The organism is Grimontia celer (genome assembly GCF_900055185.1).
Classification (GTDB): domain Bacteria; phylum Pseudomonadota; class Gammaproteobacteria; order Enterobacterales; family Vibrionaceae; genus Enterovibrio; species Enterovibrio celer.
This window is the reverse complement of the sequence record NZ_FIZX01000001.1, coordinates 213960-233368: the sequence shown is the minus strand read 5'-3', so window position 1 is coordinate 233368 and position 19409 is coordinate 213960. Positions and strand designations below refer to the sequence as shown.

Here is a 19409-nt window from a genome sequence, read left to right as displayed (position 1 = left end):
AAACTACGCATTTCCTCTAAAGCAACCTCTTATCAGGCCGATACGGAATGTTGTGCGAAAAATAAAAAATCTCAGCACAACCCACCTCTATTTTTCAAAGAGTTCGATGCAAGGAATGTAACATGACGCTGACTCTCAAGCAGAAGCTGATAGGCACCTGCCTTATCGCCGTGGTCGCGATGGCAACTATTCTATCTTTCTTGGCTGCTAACCAATTATCTACCCAAACTCATCGAGGCTTAGAAAACCGCGTAGAAAGTATGTCTCAAGTCGCTCGTGTGGGCTTTGCCAACTGGTTGGAAGCCCACGATGTAGCGATGGAAGGCTATGTGGAAACGCTTCCCCACGATGATGAAATTAATGCACTGGCGATGCTTCAGGTTTCCGGCGACTTTGCGATGACTTTTTTCGCTCAGACTAACGGTTCACTGGCACTCGCAAACGGCGCCAGCGTTGATATCGATCCCCGTCAGCGTCCTTGGTACATCGAAGCAGTGCGAGAGAACAAAACAATCTGTACCGCTCCGTATCGCGACGCCCTGACTGGCGAAACCATGGTGACGCTGGCAACCCCTGTCTACCAAAATGGCAAGCTGAGCGGTGTACTGGGCGGCGACATCAGTCTCCGCAAGATTGTCGGTGACCTGTCTCAATTCAATTTTGGGAAAAATGCCTTTGGTATGCTGTTCGCAGCAGATGGCACCTTGATTGCCCACAACAATGCGTCACTGAACGGCAAACCGCTAACACAATACAATGCCGCGCTGACAATGACAGACGTCCGCGAAGCCATGACACAAGGTACTCTGCTAAATAGTTCTCTCAATGGTACGGAAAAGGCTTACTTCTTTACTGAGCTGCCGGAAGCCAATTGGATTATTGGTATTGAAGTGGATATGGACACGGAGCTTTCATCACATAACTCAGCAGTCACGACCCTGATCCTGACAAGCTTTGCTGTGACACTTGTCGTGCTGGCACTGTCAGCGTGGTTGGTGAACGTGCTTTTCCGAGACCTCATTCGTGTGTCAAAGGCCATGGAAGAGATTGCCAGCGGCGATGCTGATCTCACCCAGCGTCTGACACCACACAGCAACGACGAAGTCGGCCAACTGGCGCATAACTTCAACACCTTCGTTGCCAACATGCACACCATGATGACGCACTTGAAGAGTGTCGGTGAATCGCTCTCTGAGCAGGCAACCCATGCCGCCGAACAAGCGAATATCCGCAGCACCCGCATCCGCGGTCAGCAGGATGAAATCAATATGGTGGCGACGGCGATTAACCAAATGGCGGCGGCAACCCAAGAAATCGCAGGCAGTGCAGAAAATACCGCTGAACTTTCCAAGCAAGCTGTTGGTTGTTCAGAGGAAGGTGCTACTCAAGTGAACCAAAGCCAGCAATCAATCGGTAACCTGTCGACAGAAGTGGAATCTGCCACCAGCGTGATAGCGGAGCTGGACTCCCACACTCAGAGCATCAACTCTATTCTTTCCACGATTCAAGATATTGCCGAGCAAACCAACCTGCTGGCACTGAATGCGGCGATTGAAGCGGCCCGCGCCGGTGAACAAGGTAGAGGCTTTGCTGTGGTTGCCGACGAAGTCCGCGTATTGAGCCAGCGTACACACAACTCGACCCGCGAAATTCAGGCAACAATTGAAACGCTGCAAAACACTACCCAGTCAGCAGTGAAAATCATGGAAGACAGCCGTCATTTGGCGACGACCAGCGTGGAAGACGCTAACTTTGCGACCAATAGTTTGTCGCAAATCACCACTTCGGTATCGACAATTAGCGACATGGCGACTCAGATTGCCTCTGCCGCTGAAGAACAATCTTTGGTCACGGCAGAAATCACCCGCAACACAGAAGCCGTGCGCAATGCGTCGGATGAGCTGGCTGACGAAGCCAATCATGCAACAGAGCAGGCGACGGCGCTTTCGAGCCTGTCTCGTCAGCTCAATGACGAGCTGGCCAGATTCAGGTTATAACCTTCGGACACTCAATCGCAGACACGAAAAAGCCGGCGCATACGCCGGCTTTCTTTTTCTCTCTGGCAGTCAATCCTTAACGGATGTTCAGATCGTCAAAGCTTTTCACCAGATCGTCCAGTGCTTTCATTTGCTTCAGGAATGGCTCCAGCTTGTCCAAAGGCAACGCAGAAGGGCCATCACAACGTGCGTTGTCCGGATCCGGGTGCGCTTCAATGAACAGGCCTGCAATCTTGGTACCTAGACCAGCGCGCGCCAAATCAACGGTTTGCTCTCGACGACCGCCAGATGCAGCGCCCAGAGGGTCGCGGCATTGCAGTGAGTGAGTCACGTCAAAGATGATTGGGCTGCCATTGCTCGCCTTCTTCATCACGTCGAAGCCCAGCATATCGACGACCAGATTGTCGTAACCCATGCATGATCCACGCTCACACAGGATGATGTTTTCGTTGCCACACTCAGCGAACTTATCAACGATGTTGCCTACCTGACCTGGACTCATGAACTGAGGCTTCTTCACGTTGATCACTGCGCCGGTTTTTGCCATCGCTTCAACCAAATCGGTTTGGCGAGCAAGGAACGCTGGAAGTTGGATAACATCAACCACTTCAGACACTGGCTGCGCCTGAGCTTCGGTATGAACGTCAGTGATGATTTTCACGCCGAAGGTGTCTTTCAGTTCCTGGAAAATCTTCATGCCTTCTTCCAGACCTGGGCCACGGTAAGAATGCACAGAAGAGCGGTTTGCTTTGTCAAAAGACGCCTTAAACACGTATGGAATGCCCAGCTTCTGGGTCACTTCTACATAGTGCTCACAGATCTGCATCGCCAGATCGCGAGATTCCAACACATTCATCCCGGCAAAAAGAACAAATGGCTTGTCGTTAGCAACTTGAATATCGCCAATCTGAACCGTTTTTTGTGTTGTCATGGTGACTTCCTGATTAGTGGAAAATAGGAGCTTCTGCAGTCAACACTTTGACCTGCAGTTTCAGGAGCTCAGCCGCCGGATCATCCGGGCACTGAGCGATAAAGTATTCATAGTCTTCCGCGGCGACCCAGTCACATTTCAATTGCTGGAAAATATAGCCGCGGTCGCGGATTTCATAAGGATCATCCGGACTGAATGTCAGCGCAAGTTCGCTGCAGCGAAGTGCCATCGCGTAGTTTTCTTCACGAAGCAGTGCACTTTTGATCACCGCCAGCCAGCGGCCAATCAGTGTCGGGTTGTCCGACACCTCAAGGTGTTCTTCTTCAAGCCGGGCCGTTGGGCCTTCTTTGCCCACTAGCCAACCGCGTAATACACGTTCAGACAGAAACTCGCCATCAAACGGGTTGATGTATTGCGGCTCGCGGTGGAACCAATCTACTTTCAGAACAAGTTGGGTCGGAAAGCCGACTGGCTCAACCGGCAAGTCGAGGCGATCTGCGAAAAACAGGAAGATTGCGCCCAGACTCACTGGAATGCCTTTGCGACGCTCCAGCACTTTATCTACAAAAGCATTTTCAGACGAAAAGTACTGCTCGAAATCGCCTTTGAAGCCCCATTCTTTGTAGAACAGACGCAGCAGACCTTCCAGTCTCAATTCGTCGTTAGCTTCTCCAGCCAACAAATGTTCAGCGTCCTTTGCCAGCCGTTCGAGCTCTGCCCGAACCCAATGCATGGATGTCGCCGGATCAATAGCAGCATTCAGTGCAAGCGCACCTTCTACCAAGGTCAGCTCATCTAATTCCTGGTCAGTAAAACCGATCATTTTTACCCCAACAGCTGTGGTGTTTTGGTGATAGCCAAATTAGCGGCGGCAAATACCCAACCTAAAGCACCAAAGAAAGCAAAGAGTCGGAACATGGTTCCCTGACTGTATTTCATGGCAACAAAACCAAGAGCGATGTATGCCAGAACACACGTCAACTTTTCAGTCATCCACATCCCTTGAGGTGTGAATGGATAGAAACCGGTGACAAAAATCAGTGCCACACCGGTTCCCAGCAAAATGGTATCAATCACGTGAGGGACGACCTTCACCCATTTCTTCTCAAGCATTTTGCTGTCCATCATGCGCCATGCAAAACGGATGATAAACAAGATCACGCTCAGGGCGATAAACATCAGGTGAGTATGCTTCAATGCAACGTACATAATTCCGTAGGTCTCTCTTTTTGATTTATTGTTTTGGGTTTTAGCGAATAAAACGCCCTAAGGTAACACGATCCAGCCCAGCATAATCGTGCTGCGTCTCAACATCGCTGAATCCTGCATCAGAAAAAATCGTGCGTACCACCTCGCCCTGGTCGTAGCCATGCTCAATCAGCAACCAGCCACTATCAGCGAGATACTCAGGGCTCTGCTGACAGATGACACGGATATCCGCTAAACCGTGGTCATCCGCAATCAATGCAGACTTCGGCTCAAACCGAACGTCACCTTGCGAAAGGTGCGGGTCTTCCGGGTCGATATAAGGCGGGTTGCTGACGATCATGGTAAAGCGGTGCTCTGGCACATTGCCAAACCAGCTGCTTTGCATAAATTGGGCATTGTTGATGCCGTTTTCAACCTTGTTGCGCTCAGCCAGTGCAGCCGCCTCATCACGAAGATCAACACCGGTCACGGCCATGTCTTTGCGCTCACTGGCAATCGCCAACGCAATCGCCCCCGTACCTGTGCCCAGATCCAACACAGAGCCCTCACCTTGTGGCAAACGCTCCAATGCCAGCTCTACCAACCTTTCTGTATCCGGTCTTGGGATCAGGGTGCTGGGCTCGACGTTCAGGCGTAGCGACCAGAAATCTCGGTAGCCAATGATGTAAGCAACTGGCTCGCCGACTTTGCGACGCTCGAGCAGCGCGTTAAACGCGGCTTTCTCTTCGTCGCTCAGCGATTTATCTGACCAGGTGTAGAGGTAACTGCTTGGCTTATCGAGGACATGACAAAGCAGCACAGAGGCATCAATGCGTGGTGAGGGGCTTTGATGCTCTGCTAACAAAAGCGCTGCATCACGCAGCGCATTTTCAATGCTGATTGGCATTAGTGTTGCTCAGCCAACGCCGCCAGTTGGTCTGCCTGGAACTCTTGGATGATTGGCTGGATCAGTGAATCCAGATCGCCTTCCATCACTTCGTCCAAACGGTAAACCGTCAGGTTGATACGGTGGTCAGACACTCGGCCTTGCGGGTAGTTGTAGGTACGGATACGGTCTGAACGGTCACCGGAACCCAGCAAGTTACGGCGGGTGCTTGCCTGTTCAGCTGCACGTTTTTCTTCTTCTGCTTTGATCAAGCGTGCCGCCAGAACAGCCATCGCTTTGGCTTTGTTCTTGTGTTGTGAACGCTCGTCCTGACATTCCACCACGGTGCCCGTTGGCAAGTGAGTAATACGGATTGCCGAGTCAGTGGTGTTAACGTGCTGACCACCCGCTCCTGATGAACGGAAGGTATCGATTTTCAGATCAGCCGGATTAATTTCCGGGATTTCTGCTTCTGGAATTTCCGGCAATATCGCAACAGTGCACGCTGAGGTGTGAACACGGCCTTGAGATTCGGTAGCAGGAACACGCTGAACGCGGTGACCGCCTGACTCAAATTTCATCACACCGTAAGCACCTTCACCGCTTACTTTGGCAATCATTTCTTTGTAACCGCCATGCTCACCATGGTTGGCGTTAACCACTTCAACACGCCAGCCTTTCTTCTCAGCAAAGCGGCTGTAGCTGCGGAACAAGTCACCGGCAAAAATTGCTGCTTCATCACCGCCCGCACCCGCGCGGATTTCAAGGAAGCAGTTACGCTCATCGTTAGGATCTTTTGGCAACAACAGTACCTGAAGCTCATCGCTCAGGCGTTCAATTTCCGCCTTTGCTGCTTTCACTTCTTCCTGCGCCATTTCGCGCATTTCAGGATCGTCTTCGTTCGCCATTTCCTGCGCCGCTTCCAGATCTTCTTCCGCTTGTTTGTAGGAAGTGAAGCACTTGGTCACTTCCTCAAGCTGGCTATATTCTTTCGACAGTGAACGGAAACGGTCCTGATCGGAGATAACACCCGGATCGCCAAGCAGATGTTGCACTTCTTCATAGCGCTCACTGAGTGCTTCCAGTTTCGCGATAATCGATGATTTCATAGTGGGTCTTTAAACTATTTCAGGGGATCCAGACCTAAGCTCTGACGTAGCGTTTCCAGTGTACGCTCGTCGCCATTTCTGGCAGCTTCCTGCATGGCCTGAGTAGGGGCATGGATCAGTTTATTGGTTAATTTATTGCTCAGCTCGGCGACCACTTTCTGTGGGTCGGCGCCACTGGCGAGGGCTTGTAAGCTCTTGCTAAGCAATTCATCTTTCAGTGCTTCCGAATGAGCACGGTATTGTTTGATGCTGTCCACCGCTCCGCGGGAACGCATCCATGTCATAAAGCCTTCGCTTTCTTCATCAACAATCGCTTCAGCCTGAATCGCGGCCGCTTTTCGCTGCTCACGGTTACGCTCAACAATCGAATGTAAATCGTCGACGGTGTAAAGGTAAGCATCGTTCAGCTCACCCACTTCTTCTTCAATATCACGTGGCACGGCAATATCAATCAACAGCATTGGCTGATGACGACGCGCTTTGATAGCTTTTTCCACCATGCCTTTACCGATGATTGGCAATGGCGCAGCAGTTGAGCTGATCACGATATCCGCTTTGTGCATGTGCTCTGGAATCTCTTCCAGAGAGATAATTTCCGCACCAAACGCCTCAGCGAACGGTTTAGCACGCTCGCGGGTGCGGTTAGCAACAATAATGTTTTTACAATCGTGCTCGAAAAGATGCTTGGCAACCAGCTCGATGGTTTCACCTGCCCCTACCAGCAATGCAGTAGAGGTTTCGAGCGACTCGAAAATCTGACGCGCTAGCGAACAGGCAGCAAAAGCCACTGATACCGCATTGCCACCGATATCTGTTTCGGTGCGAACGCGTTTAGCCACGGTAAAGGTTTTGTGGAACAAACGCTCCAGCGAACCATTAACTGAGTTTTGCTCAACAGATTCCGCGTAAGCCTGTTTAACCTGCCCCAAGATCTGAGGTTCACCCAATACCAGCGAATCAAGGCCACTCGCCACTCGCATTAAATGCTGCGCCGCTGCTTGGTCATGGTGGGTATAAAGGCAAGGAAGCAAAGCTTCGCTGTCGAGTTGATGGAAGTCCTGAAGCCAGTCCACGACGACGCCAGGGCTTGGCTGGTCAACTTCACAGTAGATTTCAGTGCGGTTGCAGGTAGACACAATCACCCCACTCTGCACTACCTGCTTTTCTTTCAGCTGGTGCAATGCATCGCGAAGTTGTTGCGGAGAAAAAGCGACTTTCTCACGCAGGTCGACCGCAGCGGTCTTGTGATTGATTCCGAGAACTAACAAGCTCATTAAGCAGGTTTACCGACAGCACCAGATGAAATCCGAGCCGTGGATTTTACTTTATGGGCCCGTCGAATAAAAGATAACATTAGTTCCCTCTTCTCGCTAACAAGCAGAAGTGTGACTTTTCCGCTTTCGTAACAACATATTCGTCCATTTTTTCAACAAGTAACAAATTGCATTATGTGGCTTTGTCCAAGTGGTGTGATATCTACATCGTATTGGAGAGATTTTTACCTCTGCCATAGATATAATCAGACCACTTCTTTCTCAACAGAGAAAACCGAAAACGGAGTTTGCCTATGTTCAGACGTCATCGCGTCTTGGTTGTATTTTTCCTCGCCCTATTGGGATTGACCGGATGTTCTACCCAACCTATTCCACAAACCGAGTGGCAAACTCATCAAAAAGCATTGGCAGAAATTACTGACTTCACGGCTAAAGGCAAAGTAGCGCTGATTAGTCCTGAACAGCGCGTTTCGGCCAATTTTGTCTGGGAGCAGAAAGATGACGAGCTTTCACTCCGCCTGACCAACTTCCTCGGTACTACCTTGTTTAAACTGGATGCCACCCCCGACATTGCAGTTTTGGTCGATGGCGACGGTGAACGTTATGTCGGTAGAAACGCCGCAAGTCTTTTAAAGCAACTGACAGGCATTGCCCTGCCCGTTGACGAGATGATGCAGTGGGTCAAAGGGCTGCCTGCAGAACAAAACGAATATACGCTTGGCGCAGATAACCGCTTGGCATTCCTGAGTGAAAACAAAGCTGATACCAATCAGGCTGGCTGGCAGTTGGAATACACTGGCTACGATGCTGATACGAACAACTTACTGCCATCAAAAATCAAAATGAATCAGCACCAGCAAAAAGTGAATCTGGTGATTTCTGAATGGGTTTTACCTCAATGACACAAACCACTTCTGTTTGGCCAGCACCGGCCAAACTTAACCTTTTCCTGTACATCACCGGTCAGCGCGATAATGGCTATCACGATCTGCAAACCCTTTTTCAGTTTCTAGATTACGGCGACACGCTTTCCATTACCCCCAATGACAGTGGCGAAGTCACCCTGTCACCGGAAATTGAAGGCGTCCCGGTTGAAGAAAATCTGATCTATCGCGCAGCGATGGCAATCAAAGAAAAAACCGGATGTACCCTGGGCGCGCACATTCACGTCGAAAAAGTGTTGCCAATGGGCGGCGGTTTAGGTGGTGGTTCCTCCAATGCTGCCACCACATTAGTCGCCCTCAATCACCTCTGGGAAACTCGGCTTTCTGTTGATGAATTAGCCGATATGGGGCTGGCACTGGGTGCGGATGTCCCTGTATTTGTGCGCGGTACCACAGCGTTTGCAGAAGGGGTTGGAGAATTGCTCCAACCTGCCGAAGCAGAAGAGAAGTGGTACCTGGTAGCCAAGCCTGAGGTGAGCATTGCCACCGCAAAAATTTTTGGTCACCCCTCACTGACTCGCAATACACCAAAGCGCACACTAAATGCGCTGTTGGCGGCAAATTACGAAAACGATTGCGAAAAGATAGTCAGAGAGTTGTTTCCAGAGGTTGATAAGGCTATTTCGTGGCTGCTAGAATACGCGCCGTCGAGACTGACCGGGACCGGCGCCTGCGTTTTCGCAGAATTCGAAAACGAAGAGGACGCGCGAGCCACCTTAAACAAATTGCCCGACTGGCTCACTGGCTTTGTCGCACGTGGTGTGAACACCTCACCACTGCTATCGACACTGAAAGTACAATGAGACAGACAACACTCAATGGATGCAACCCCGAGGTTTTCCACCGTGCCTGATATGAAGCTGTTTGCTGGTAATGCAACGCCTGTACTCGCCCAACGCATTGCGAATCGCCTATATATGTCACTAGGTGACGCTACTGTTAGTCGTTTTTCTGACGGTGAAGTGTGTGTACAAATCAATGAAAACGTACGGGGTAGCGACGTATTCGTTATCCAGTCGACTTGTGCGCCTACCAATGACAACCTGATGGAATTGGTTGTGATGATCGACGCACTGCGTCGCGCATCAGCTGGCCGAATCACTGCAGTTATCCCTTACTTCGGCTACGCTCGCCAAGACCGCCGTGTGCGTTCTGCGCGTGTGCCAATCACTGCAAAAGTTATCGCAGACTTCCTGTCTAACGTAGGTGTTGACCGCGTTCTGACTGTTGACCTGCACGCAGAGCAAATCCAAGGCTTCTTCGACGTACCAGTAGACAACATCTTCGGTACGCCGGTACTTCTGGAAGACATGCTGGCGAAGAAACTGGAAGATCCAGTCGTTGTTTCTCCAGACATCGGTGGCGTTGTACGTGCACGTGCAACTGCAAAACTGCTGGATGACACTGACATTGCGATCATCGACAAACGTCGCCCACGTGCGAACGTTTCTCAGGTTATGCACCTGATCGGTGACGTTGAAGGCCGTGACTGCATCATCGTTGACGACATGATCGACACCGGTGGCACTCTGTGTAAAGCAGCAGAAGCACTGAAAAACCGTGGCGCAAAGCGTGTATTCGCTTACGCAACTCACGCAGTGTTCTCTGGCAACGCGCCTCAAAACATCAAAGAATCTGTGATTGACGAAGTGATCGTCACTGACTCAATCCCGCTGAGCGCAGAAATGCAAGCGACCGGTAAAGTTTCACAGCTGACTCTGTCAGGCATGTTGGCTGAAGCAATCCGCCGCATCAGCAATGAAGAATCTATCTCTGCAATGTTCGATTCTTAATCGCTCCCTTTTGCAGATGAAACGCCTCGCTTTCGCGGGGCGTTTTTGTTTTGCACAGATAATGGTAGGATAAGCCGCTTTTGGCACAGGGCGGTTTACCGTTGTGCATAAAACTGTCTACACAGAATAATGAGAATCTCACCGTGAGCGATAAAATTCGTCTTTTAGTGGGTCTGGCAAATCCAGGGCCGGAATATGCAAAAACCCGTCATAATGCGGGTGCCTGGGTAGTTGAAGAATTAGCGCGCATTCATAACGTGTCGCTGAAAGAAGACAAAAAATACTTCGGTTTGACTGCCAGAATCAGTGTGGGTGGCGAAGACCTGCGTCTGCTCGTCCCAACCACATTTATGAATCTGTCAGGCAAGTCGGTCGCTGCACTGGCGAAATTCTTCCAAATCAAGCCGGAAGAAATCATGGTGGCTCATGACGAGCTGGATTTGCCACCAGGTGTTGCCAAATTTAAGAAAGGTGGCGGTCACGGTGGCCATAATGGTCTTCGCGACATCATCAGCAAAATGGGCAACAACAAAGAATTCTATCGTCTTCGTGTCGGGATCGGGCATCCAGGGCACAAAGACAAAGTGGCGGGTTTTGTGCTGACAAAAGCACCTGCCAACGAACAAAGCCAAATCGAGCAAGCCGTTGACGAAGCCGTTCGCTGCATCGACATTTTGCTGAAAGAAGATCTGGCCAAGGCGCAAAATCGCCTGCATACATTTAAGGCTCAGTAAGCGTCAGCTGACTGAGCTTTCACTGTTTATACAACGAAAGGTTACCATCTCATGGGTTTTAAATGCGGTATCGTTGGTCTGCCAAATGTCGGTAAATCAACTCTGTTCAACGCTCTGACCAAAGCAGGTATTGAAGCGGCTAACTTCCCGTTCTGTACCATCGAACCAAACACTGGCGTGGTACCAGTGCCAGATCTGCGCTTGGACGCACTGGCTAAAATCGTAAACCCACAGCGTATCCTGCCAACTACGATGGAATTCGTAGACATCGCTGGTCTGGTTGCAGGTGCATCTAAAGGTGAAGGTCTGGGTAACAAATTCCTGGCTAACATCCGTGAAACCGACGCGATTGGACACGTTGTTCGTTGTTTTGAAAATGACAACATCATCCACGTTGCGGGTAAAGTGAACCCAGCTGACGATATCGATGTTATCAACACCGAACTGGCACTGTCTGACATGGAAGCTTGTGAACGCGCTATCCAGCGCCAAGCAAAGAAAGCCAAAGGCGGCGACCGCGATGCGAAATTCGAAATCGCGGTACTGGAAAAGCTACTTCCAGTGTTGGAAGAAGGCAAAATGCTGCGTTCTGTTGAACTGACCAAAGAAGAACAAGCAGCGGTTGACTACCTGAACTTCCTGACCATGAAGCCAACCATGTACATCGCAAACGTGAATGATGATGGTTTCGAAAACAACCCATACCTGGACATCGTTCGTGAGATCGCTGAAGCAGAAGGTGCAACCGTTGTTGCTGTTTGTGCGGAAATCGAAGGCGAACTGTCTGAGCTGGACGCTGACGAAGCGGCTGTGTTCCTGGAAGAAATGGGTCTTGAAGAACCAGGTCTGAACCGCGTGATCCGCGCAGGTTACGATCTGCTGACGCTACAAACTTACTTCACCGCTGGCGTGAAAGAAGTTCGCGCTTGGACTATCCCTGTCGGTGCAACCGCGCCACAAGCTGCGGGTAAGATCCACACTGACTTCGAAAAAGGCTTTATCCGTGCAGAAATCATCGGTTACGACGATTACATCGAAAACAACGGTGAAGCAGGCGCGAAAGTAGCGGGTAAATGGCGTTTGGAAGGTAAAGATTACATCGTTAAAGACGGCGACGTTATCCACTTCCGCTTTAATGTGTAATTACAAACACAATCTCCTATTGAAAAAGCTGGCTTCTGCCAGCTTTTTTATTTCCCGAAGTTAAGGACTTGCAACGCTTTCAAGCTTGAGTTGTTAGAATTTCAACCTTCCTGCTCACTTTCACACCGAACTCACCAAATGGGTAAAAAAAGCCAAGAAAAAAGGTTGACGTTGTCAGCCCTTCTTCGCATAATGCGCCCCGCACTCAGGGGGAGACCCCAGAAAGTAAAGATGGCTACGTAGCTCAGTTGGTTAGAGCACATCACTCATAATGATGGGGTCACAGGTTCGAATCCCGTCGTAGCCACCATCTTCTTTCCTGTGCAAATATGCGATGGTGGCGGAATTGGTAGACGCGCTAGCTTCAGGTGTTAGTGTCCTTACGGACGTGAGAGTTCAAGTCTCTCCCTTCGCACCAAATCTTTGCTAAGGCAAAGTAACTGTTGGGGTATCGCCAAGCGGTAAGGCAGCGGCTTTTGATGCCGCCATTCCCTGGTTCGAATCCAGGTACCCCAGCCATATTTCAGGTTGGCTACGTAGCTCAGTTGGTTAGAGCACATCACTCATAATGATGGGGTCACAGGTTCGAATCCCGTCGTAGCCACCACTAATATTGAAGGTCTTGAGACTTTCAGCCAGATAAGAGAAACTACCGATTCTCAGAAAGCGAAGGCTTTCAGTCTGGGAAAACAAAATTTGCGATGGTGGCGGAATTGGTAGACGCGCTAGCTTCAGGTGTTAGTGTCCTTACGGACGTGAGAGTTCAAGTCTCTCCCTTCGCACCAAATACCTTGCTCGAAAGAGAGTCAGACAAGGCTAAAAACTGACAACAATTCGGATTGCGATGGTGGCGGAATTGGTAGACGCGCTAGCTTCAGGTGTTAGTGTCCTTACGGACGTGAGAGTTCAAGTCTCTCCCTTCGCACCAATCCCCTTGCTCTAAAAGAGAGTCAGACAAGGTTAAAAACTGACAGACAATTAGGTTTGCGATGGTGGCGGAATTGGTAGACGCGCTAGCTTCAGGTGTTAGTGTCCTTACGGACGTGAGAGTTCAAGTCTCTCCCTTCGCACCAAACCTTTGCTGAAAAGCATAAAAACAATTGGGGTATCGCCAAGCGGTAAGGCAGCGGCTTTTGATGCCGCCATTCCCTGGTTCGAATCCAGGTACCCCAGCCATATTTAAAAGCTCGCTTCTAGCGGGCTTTTCTCGTTTTTAAACCAAAGATCAACAGCCCCTCAGAAATTCCCCCCAAACCTTACGTGGTTGAAAGCCGCTGCAATCCCTGTACGCTTGAAGTATTCGGAACAAGGAATTAGCAGTCATGGCGTCGTTCGAAAATCCTATCAAGCATCAAGTCTATCTTTCATTACCGGAAGACATGTATTCCCCCCTCGCGCCGCGCCGCGTGGAGTCGCCTTCTCTTTTAGCCCTTAACAAAGCATTACTTGATGAATATGGCTTGTCGAGCAACTGGTTTGAAGATGCCAAAGGCATTCACTTTCTTGCCGGCAATGGCGACTATGACGGTGAAAGTCCTGTTGCGATGGCTTATGCGGGTCACCAATTTGGGCACTACTCGCCACTGCTTGGGGACGGCCGCGCACATATGCTGGGTCAACTTCAAAACGCGGATGGTGCATTCATTGATGTTCAACTGAAAGGCTCCGGCAGAACCCCTTATTCACGAGGTGGCGATGGAAGAGCAACGGTTGGGGCTGTAGTACGCGAGTACCTCATCAGCGAAGCCATGGCGGGGCTTGGTATACCAACCACCCGAACTCTTGCCATTCTGGGTACTGGCGAGTCCGTGATGCGCGATTACCAAATGGTGCCGGGCGGTATTCAGGTTCGCACAGGTACCAGTCACATTCGCGTAGGCTCTTTTCAATATGCTTATGCCACGATGGGTAAAGATGGCGTCCAAGCGCTTGCCGATCACCTTATCGAACATCACTTTGCGGAAGTGGCCAGTCATGAAGATAAATACCCAGCTTTACTTGAAGCCGTTGCCGTTCGGCAAGCACAGCTGATTTCAAAATGGATGCTGGTTGGTTTTATCCATGGCGTCATGAACACTGACAATATGTCACTGGTTGGTGAAACCATCGACTTTGGCCCTTGTGCCTTTATGGATGAATTCAAAGCCAAGAAAGTATTCAGTTCAATAGATCGCGATGGCCGATACGCTTGGGATCAGCAAGCCAATATCGGCTACTGGAACCTGTCACGCTTTGCAGAAACTTTGCTGCCGCTGTTTGCTGACGACTCGGATGAGGCGGTGAAGATTGCGGAAGACAAACTCCAAACCTATATCGTCACCTTCCAGGAGCTGTTCCAAAAGGGGCTGATGACAAAGCTCGCGATCACCGCCAATTCAAAAGAGGCTGATGCGTTTGTTAATCAGGCTCTGCCAACGCTGGAATCTGAGCGTATCGACTTCACACTGTTCTTTGATGCGCTGACACGTGTTGCCAATGGAGAGGAAGAAACTGAACTGCTTTCCCTGTTCGATAATCAGGAAAAAGGTCAGGTTTGGATAAGTGAATGGAATTCACTTAAAGATGATAGTGAATCAGCACTAAAGGCAATGCGAGAAGCCAACCCTGCATTAATTGCCCGAAACCATCAGGTGGAAAAAGCGATTGAAGATGCAATGGAAAGGAACGACTTTGCGCTATTCCAACGACTGGCAGAAGCACTGAAAACGCCTTATACCGTTAGCGAAGAAAACCGTGATTTACAAACGCCACCAGCACCGGAAGAACGAGTACTAAGAACATTCTGCGGCACATAACCTTAAGATTCAGCGACATGGCTGACGCTGGATAAATGGCGATAGACAAGACAGTTTATCGCCATTCAGGTAATTCAAAGGCCCATAGCGTACTTGAGAACCTGTTGCTTAACCGGCCCACTGTTTTCTGCCAGCTTCAAACCCACATTGCGAAGTAGTTTAAGCGGCGCAATTTCGTTGCTAAACCCGCCATAGAACACATCCATACCGGTTTGCATGATGAGGTTATCCGGTTTACGTTTGCGCTCGTAAGCTGCCAATACGTCTTCATTCAGCCACTCTACACCTGCATCGGCGACCACATCCAGTAAAGCATCCACATCTTTAAAGCCGAGGTTTACACCCTGCCCTGCCAGCGGATTGATAGTGTGGGCAGCATCTCCCAATATCACCACATTCTTGTTGAAGTAGCGCTGGGCATGCCGACGGGTTAATGGAAACGCGCCTTGTTGGATGACTTCAATATCACCCAGCTCTTGCGGGAAGTGCGCAAGGATCTCTTCCCTTAGCGCCCCTGGCGACATGGCACACAAAGCTTTTATGCGTGATGGGCTGTCATACCACACCAATGAACCTTGATGCCCAGGTAGCGGCAGGAAAGACCTTGGGCCATCGGGTGTGAACCACTGCCAGGTAATATCTTGCTGTGCCAGGTCAGTTTTAACATTCACCAACATACAATGCTGACGGTAATCCCACGCAGTCACACCAATTTTGGCGTAATCACGTACACGGGAATTCGCCCCATCCGCACCGACCAGCCAACGGCCATGAAGCAAAGTGCCATCTTCCAATTCAACAACGTGCCCTTCGGAGTCGGCAAGCATAGCGACAATATTTCCCGGGCAAAGTACTTCCAGATTCTCTTGCGCCAAGCAAGCATTCCAAAGCGCGAGTTGCAGGATGCGGTTTTCGACAATGAAACCGAGCTCTGCTAAATCCATACTTTCTGCACTAAAACGAATACGGCACTCAGGGTGCTCCCAGGTCTCCAGACGTCGATATGGGCAAAGACGCATGTCCAGCACGTCATCCCAAACTTTCAGGGATTTGAGCAAAGAGACTGAGGCAGGAGAAATCGCAGACACGCGAAGATCCATCGGCTGCTCAGGAGAAAAGGCTTTTGGCTCGCTTCGCTCAACCATGGCCACACGTTTACCCTGCTTAGCAAGACCCAATGCCGTGGCAGCACCGACCATGCCACCGCCAACGACGATAATATCGAATTGTTTCATAACACAATCTCAAAATTTCCTGCGCCCATTCTAGCGCCACCTCACTGAAATGCGACTCCTGCAGGCGTCACTCATCCTTAAATCCACTAAAAAATTTGGGGAGAACGTGATCTGGTCACAGATTGACTAAAGCAGTACAATACGCGGCTTATCAACGGTTGGGGCTATTTTTCGTTGCCTCAAGCCGAACAAAGAATCATGATTTCCGGTTGGGATTTCCGCGGCGAACAGCCAGCGATGATTAAGTGCCTCCGACCGGAACACGTAAAACATCAACATGAGCAAAGAGTTACATGGCTAAGAAACTGCTGATCAAAACCTGGGGCTGCCAGATGAACGAATACGATTCATCAAAAATGGCGGATCTGCTCAATGCGGCCGGTGGCTACGAGCTGACCGAGGAGCCGGAAGAGGCAGATGTACTGCTTCTGAATACCTGTTCTATCCGTGAAAAGGCTCAGGAAAAAGTGTTCCACCAGCTGGGTCGCTGGAAAAACCTGAAAGATCAGAAGCCAGGTCTGGTGATCGGCGTAGGCGGCTGTGTAGCTACTCAGGAAGGTGACCACATTCGTGAACGCGCACCTTATGTTGACGTTATTTTTGGCCCGCAAACCCTGCACCGTCTGCCTGAGATGATCAAAAAATCCCAGCAGGACGAAGCACCGGTCATGGATATCTCTTTCCCTGAGATTGAGAAGTTCGACCGCTTGCCAGAGCCACGTGCAGAAGGCCCAACGGCATTCGTTTCAATCATGGAAGGCTGCTCTAAGTACTGTACCTTCTGCGTGGTGCCTTACACCCGTGGTGAAGAAGTCAGCCGTCCACTGGACGACGTGCTTTACGAAATCGCACAGCTTGCTGAGCAAGGTGTTCGTGAAGTGAACTTGCTGGGTCAGAACGTTAACGCTTACCGTGGTGAAATGCACGATGGCGAAATCTGCTCATTTGCAGAACTACTGCGTTATGTGGCGGCGATCGACGGTATCGACCGTATTCGCTACACCACCAGCCACCCAATTGAATTTACTGACGACATCATCGAAGTGTACGAAGACACCCCAGAAGTAGTGAGCTTCCTGCACCTGCCAGTTCAGAGCGGTTCAGACCGTATTCTGACCATGATGAAACGTCCGCATACAGCGATCGAGTACAAATCGAAGATCCGTAAACTGCGTGAAGCGCGTCCAGGCATCGCAATCAGTTCTGACTTCATCGTAGGTTTCCCAGGTGAAACTGACGCTGATTTCGAAGCAACCATGAAGCTTATCCGTGACGTGAACTTCGACATGAGCTTTAGCTTTGTTTACTCACCTCGTCCAGGCACGCCTGCAGCAGACATGCCTGACGACACGCCAGAGCAAACCAAGAAAGAGCGTCTGTATGAACTGCAACAGCAGATCAACGCACAGGCGATGATCTACTCTCGCCAGATGCTGGACTCTGAGCAGCGTATTCTGGTTGAAGGTCCATCGAAGAAGAATCTGATGGAGCTGCGTGGCCGTACTGAAAACAACCGCGTGGTTAACTTCGAAGGTTCTGTCGATTTGATCGGTCAGTTCGTTGATGTAAAAATCACCGAAGTACTGCCAAACTCACTACGCGGTGAGCTGGTTCGTACTGAAAAGGACATGAATCTGCGTGTGGCGGTTTCGCCTGCAGAGATGATGGCAAAAACACGCAAAGAAGATGATCTTGGCGTAGGCGTGTATACTCCGTAAATATACGGAGGCCAATAAAGCCATCCCAAGCCTCGCAGAAGCGAGGGTAATCACCTGTTATCGGCGTCCTATACAGACGCCGATAACCATTGCGAGGAAGCATTGAACAAAGTCATTACTTTAGAAGTATCACTGGAACCAGCTGATAATTCGCGCCTGGCCAGCCTCTGCGGCCCTTACGATGACAACATCAAACAGCTCGAACGCCGTTTAGGTGTGGAAATCAATCACCGAAATCATCAATTCTCCGTGGTCGGCCAACCTCACACCGCCACTGCCGCTATCGATATTCTCAAACGACTTTACGTTGAAACCGCACCGGTAAAAGGCAATTTCGTTGACCTCGAGCCAGAGCAGGTACATCTGGCGATCAAAGAAAGTGGTGTGCTGGAACAAAACATCGAGTCGTCGATCCCTTACGGCAAAGAGATCAACATCAAAACCAAGAAAGGCGTGATCAAACCGCGTACACCTAATCAGGCGCAATATATTGCCAACATGGTGACGCATGACATCACCTTCGGTATTGGTCCTGCCGGTACAGGTAAAACTTACTTAGCGGTTGCTGCAGCAGTTGATGCGCTTGAGCGTCAAGAAATCCGCCGTATTTTGCTTACCCGTCCTGCGGTTGAAGCCGGTGAGAAACTGGGCTTCCTGCCAGGCGATCTGAGCCAGAAAGTCGATCCTTACCTGCGCCCACTATACGATGCCCTGTTCGAAATGCTGGGTTTTGAGCGCGTAGAGAAGCTAATTGAACGCAACGTCATTGAAGTCGCGCCGTTGGCATACATGCGTGGCCGTACGCTCAATGACGCCTTCATCATTCTTGATGAGAGCCAGAACACCACCGTGGAGCAGATGAAGATGTTCCTGACACGTATCGGCTTTAACAGCCGTGCGGTGATCACCGGTGACGTGACGCAGATTGACCTGCCACGTAATGCAAAATCTGGCCTTCGTCATGCGATAGAAGTGTTAGCAGATGTGAACGAAATCAGCTTTAACTTCTTCCAAGCGGATGATGTGGTTCGTCACCCTGTCGTTGCACGTATCGTGCAGGCCTATGATGCATGGGAAGCGGAAGACGCCCGTGCCCGTAAACAAGCGGAAGAGCGACGTCGCCAGGAACGCGAAGCAGCATTAAATGCCGCACCGCCTTCAGAAGAGAAGCAACCGTAAATGCAATATATTGTCGACCTTCAAGTTGCGACACAAAACACCGATAATCTGCCCACTGAACAGCAGTTTCAACAGTGGTTTGAGCAGGCGGTCAAATCTTTCCAAGAGCAGGCGGAAGTGACTATCCGTCTCGTGGACGAGTTTGAGAGCCAGTCTCTTAACCGCGACTATCGCGGAAAAGACAAGCCGACCAATGTGCTGTCTTTCCCGTTCGAAGCGCCTCCGGGCGTGGAGTTGGATCTGCTGGGCGACCTGATTATCTGTCGTCAAGTCGTCGAAAAAGAAGCTGAAGAACAGAATAAAGACCTACTAGCCCACTGGGCGCACATGGTTGTACACGGCAGTCTCCATCTGCTAGGTTATGACCATATAGACGATGAAGAAGCCGAAGAGATGGAATCTCTCGAGATTTCTATCATGAACGCACTGGGTTTCGACAACCCTTATGCGGCAGACTTCATCTAATATCAACGTTGTAAAAAT

At 50.2% G+C, this 19409-nt stretch carries 17 protein-coding genes and 8 tRNA genes; 18 read left to right on the top strand and 7 right to left on the bottom strand.

The window, feature by feature from the left end; all coding sequences use genetic code 11:
- The first annotated feature begins 122 nt into the window (after positions 1-122).
- On the top strand, positions 123-1997 hold the full coding sequence (locus tag GCE9029_RS01080; protein ID WP_062660665.1) for a methyl-accepting chemotaxis protein: 1875 nt from the start codon (positions 123-125) through the stop codon (positions 1995-1997).
- 76 nt (positions 1998-2073) lie between these two features.
- Here GCE9029_RS01080 and kdsA read toward each other — a convergent pair whose 3' ends face one another.
- The 6 genes from kdsA to hemA are packed head-to-tail and all read right to left on the bottom strand — an operon-like array spanning position 2074 to position 7385.
- Positions 2074-2928, bottom strand: coding sequence for a 3-deoxy-8-phosphooctulonate synthase (kdsA, locus tag GCE9029_RS01075; protein WP_062660664.1), 855 nt, complete (start codon positions 2926-2928; stop codon positions 2074-2076).
- A 13-nt stretch (positions 2929-2941) separates the two neighbouring features.
- Positions 2942-3751 carry a SirB1 family protein gene (locus tag GCE9029_RS01070; RefSeq protein WP_062660663.1) on the bottom strand — a complete coding sequence of 270 codons (810 nt, stop codon included), beginning with the start codon at positions 3749-3751 and terminating at the stop codon, positions 2942-2944.
- Between the two features lie 2 nt (positions 3752-3753).
- Positions 3754-4137 (bottom strand): SirB2 family protein, encoded by a 384-nt coding sequence (locus GCE9029_RS01065; RefSeq protein WP_002542401.1) that lies wholly within the window; start codon positions 4135-4137, stop codon positions 3754-3756.
- A 40-nt stretch (positions 4138-4177) separates the two neighbouring features.
- Positions 4178-5023: a peptide chain release factor N(5)-glutamine methyltransferase gene (gene prmC / locus GCE9029_RS01060; protein ID WP_062660662.1), complete on the bottom strand. Its 846-nt coding sequence runs from the start codon at positions 5021-5023 to the stop codon at positions 4178-4180.
- On the bottom strand, positions 5023-6111 hold the full coding sequence (gene prfA / locus GCE9029_RS01055; RefSeq protein WP_046307270.1) for a peptide chain release factor 1: 1089 nt from the start codon (positions 6109-6111) through the stop codon (positions 5023-5025). The genes prmC and prfA overlap by 1 nt, the downstream gene beginning before the upstream one ends.
- Before the next feature lie 14 nt (positions 6112-6125).
- Positions 6126-7385, bottom strand: coding sequence for a glutamyl-tRNA reductase (gene hemA, locus GCE9029_RS01050; RefSeq protein WP_002542404.1), 1260 nt, complete (start codon positions 7383-7385; stop codon positions 6126-6128).
- Positions 7386-7678: 293 nt separating this feature from the next.
- On the opposite strand from hemA, the gene lolB reads away from it, so the two are divergent.
- The 14 genes from lolB to GCE9029_RS00980 all read left to right on the top strand — a co-directional run bounded on the left by lolB (position 7679) and on the right by GCE9029_RS00980 (position 14794).
- A complete protein-coding gene (gene lolB / locus GCE9029_RS01045; protein WP_062660661.1) occupies positions 7679-8287 on the top strand; it encodes a lipoprotein insertase outer membrane protein LolB in 609 nt (202 codons plus the stop codon).
- Positions 8269-9132, top strand: a complete 864-nt coding sequence (gene ispE / locus GCE9029_RS01040; RefSeq protein ID WP_197475310.1) for a 4-(cytidine 5'-diphospho)-2-C-methyl-D-erythritol kinase — start codon at positions 8269-8271, stop codon at positions 9130-9132. The genes lolB and ispE overlap by 19 nt, the downstream gene beginning before the upstream one ends.
- Positions 9133-9174: 42 nt before the next feature.
- Positions 9175-10122 (top strand): ribose-phosphate pyrophosphokinase, encoded by a 948-nt coding sequence (locus GCE9029_RS01035; protein ID WP_002542407.1) that lies wholly within the window; start codon positions 9175-9177, stop codon positions 10120-10122.
- A gap of 143 nt (positions 10123-10265) precedes the next feature.
- Entirely contained in the window at positions 10266-10856 is a 591-nt protein-coding gene (gene pth / locus GCE9029_RS01030) for an aminoacyl-tRNA hydrolase (protein ID WP_002542408.1), read from the top strand.
- Positions 10857-10907: 51 nt separating this feature from the next.
- Positions 10908-11999 (top strand): redox-regulated ATPase YchF, encoded by a 1092-nt coding sequence (gene ychF / locus GCE9029_RS01025; protein ID WP_062660660.1) that lies wholly within the window; start codon positions 10908-10910, stop codon positions 11997-11999.
- 233 nt (positions 12000-12232) lie between these two features.
- Positions 12233-12309: transfer RNA gene (locus GCE9029_RS01020), tRNA-Met, on the top strand.
- 21 nt (positions 12310-12330) lie between these two features.
- Positions 12331-12417, top strand: a tRNA-Leu gene (locus tag GCE9029_RS01015).
- 26 nt (positions 12418-12443) lie between these two features.
- Positions 12444-12518: transfer RNA gene (locus GCE9029_RS01010), tRNA-Gln, on the top strand.
- An 11-nt stretch (positions 12519-12529) separates the two neighbouring features.
- A tRNA-Met gene (locus GCE9029_RS01005) sits at positions 12530-12606 on the top strand.
- A gap of 91 nt (positions 12607-12697) precedes the next feature.
- A tRNA-Leu gene (locus tag GCE9029_RS01000) sits at positions 12698-12784 on the top strand.
- Positions 12785-12840: 56 nt separating this feature from the next.
- Positions 12841-12927: transfer RNA gene (locus GCE9029_RS00995), tRNA-Leu, on the top strand.
- 58 nt (positions 12928-12985) lie between these two features.
- Positions 12986-13072: transfer RNA gene (locus GCE9029_RS00990), tRNA-Leu, on the top strand.
- 28 nt (positions 13073-13100) lie between these two features.
- Positions 13101-13175 (top strand) — tRNA-Gln (locus tag GCE9029_RS00985).
- A 146-nt stretch (positions 13176-13321) separates the two neighbouring features.
- The gene (locus tag GCE9029_RS00980) at positions 13322-14794 is read left to right on the top strand and encodes a protein adenylyltransferase SelO (protein WP_062660659.1); all 1473 of its coding nucleotides are present in this window, start codon (positions 13322-13324) and stop codon (positions 14792-14794) included.
- A gap of 74 nt (positions 14795-14868) precedes the next feature.
- Here the strand turns inward: GCE9029_RS00980 and GCE9029_RS00975 are convergent, their stop codons facing one another.
- Positions 14869-16029: a 2-octaprenyl-3-methyl-6-methoxy-1,4-benzoquinol hydroxylase gene (locus GCE9029_RS00975; RefSeq protein WP_062660658.1), complete on the bottom strand. Its 1161-nt coding sequence runs from the start codon at positions 16027-16029 to the stop codon at positions 14869-14871.
- 293 nt (positions 16030-16322) lie between these two features.
- On the opposite strand from GCE9029_RS00975, the gene miaB reads away from it, so the two are divergent.
- The 3 genes from miaB to ybeY all read left to right on the top strand — a co-directional run bounded on the left by miaB (position 16323) and on the right by ybeY (position 19391).
- A complete protein-coding gene (miaB, locus tag GCE9029_RS00970) occupies positions 16323-17747 on the top strand; it encodes a tRNA (N6-isopentenyl adenosine(37)-C2)-methylthiotransferase MiaB (RefSeq protein ID WP_062660657.1) in 1425 nt (474 codons plus the stop codon).
- A gap of 102 nt (positions 17748-17849) precedes the next feature.
- On the top strand, positions 17850-18926 hold the full coding sequence (locus GCE9029_RS00965) for a PhoH family protein (protein WP_062660656.1): 1077 nt from the start codon (positions 17850-17852) through the stop codon (positions 18924-18926).
- On the top strand, positions 18927-19391 hold the full coding sequence (ybeY, locus tag GCE9029_RS00960; RefSeq protein WP_062660655.1) for an rRNA maturation RNase YbeY: 465 nt from the start codon (positions 18927-18929) through the stop codon (positions 19389-19391).
- Positions 19392-19409: the final 18 nt, after the last annotated feature.

Bases quoted from the DNA above. Each gene is read 5' to 3' on its own strand.
- GCE9029_RS01070 (WP_062660663.1), bottom strand. From the start codon at position 3,751: ATGATCGGTTTTACTGACCAGGAATTAGATGAGCTGACCTTGGTAGAA.
- GCE9029_RS01065 (WP_002542401.1), bottom strand. From the start codon at position 4,137: ATGTACGTTGCATTGAAGCATACTCACCTGATGTTTATCGCCCTGAGC.
- GCE9029_RS00980 (WP_062660659.1), top strand. From the start codon at position 13,322: ATGGCGTCGTTCGAAAATCCTATCAAGCATCAAGTCTATCTTTCATTA.
- lolB (WP_062660661.1), top strand. From the start codon at position 7,679: ATGTTCAGACGTCATCGCGTCTTGGTTGTATTTTTCCTCGCCCTATTG.
- prfA (WP_046307270.1), bottom strand. From the start codon at position 6,111: ATGAAATCATCGATTATCGCGAAACTGGAAGCACTCAGTGAGCGCTAT.
- ybeY (WP_062660655.1), top strand. From the start codon at position 18,927: ATGCAATATATTGTCGACCTTCAAGTTGCGACACAAAACACCGATAAT.
- ychF (WP_062660660.1), top strand. From the start codon at position 10,908: ATGGGTTTTAAATGCGGTATCGTTGGTCTGCCAAATGTCGGTAAATCA.
- ispE (WP_197475310.1), top strand. From the start codon at position 8,269: ATGGGTTTTACCTCAATGACACAAACCACTTCTGTTTGGCCAGCACCG.
- GCE9029_RS00975 (WP_062660658.1), bottom strand. From the start codon at position 16,029: ATGAAACAATTCGATATTATCGTCGTTGGCGGTGGCATGGTCGGTGCT.
- miaB (WP_062660657.1), top strand. From the start codon at position 16,323: ATGGCTAAGAAACTGCTGATCAAAACCTGGGGCTGCCAGATGAACGAA.
- kdsA (WP_062660664.1), bottom strand. From the start codon at position 2,928: ATGACAACACAAAAAACGGTTCAGATTGGCGATATTCAAGTTGCTAAC.
- GCE9029_RS01080 (WP_062660665.1), top strand. From the start codon at position 123: ATGACGCTGACTCTCAAGCAGAAGCTGATAGGCACCTGCCTTATCGCC.
- prmC (WP_062660662.1), bottom strand. From the start codon at position 5,023: ATGCCAATCAGCATTGAAAATGCGCTGCGTGATGCAGCGCTTTTGTTA.
- hemA (WP_002542404.1), bottom strand. From the start codon at position 7,385: ATGAGCTTGTTAGTTCTCGGAATCAATCACAAGACCGCTGCGGTCGAC.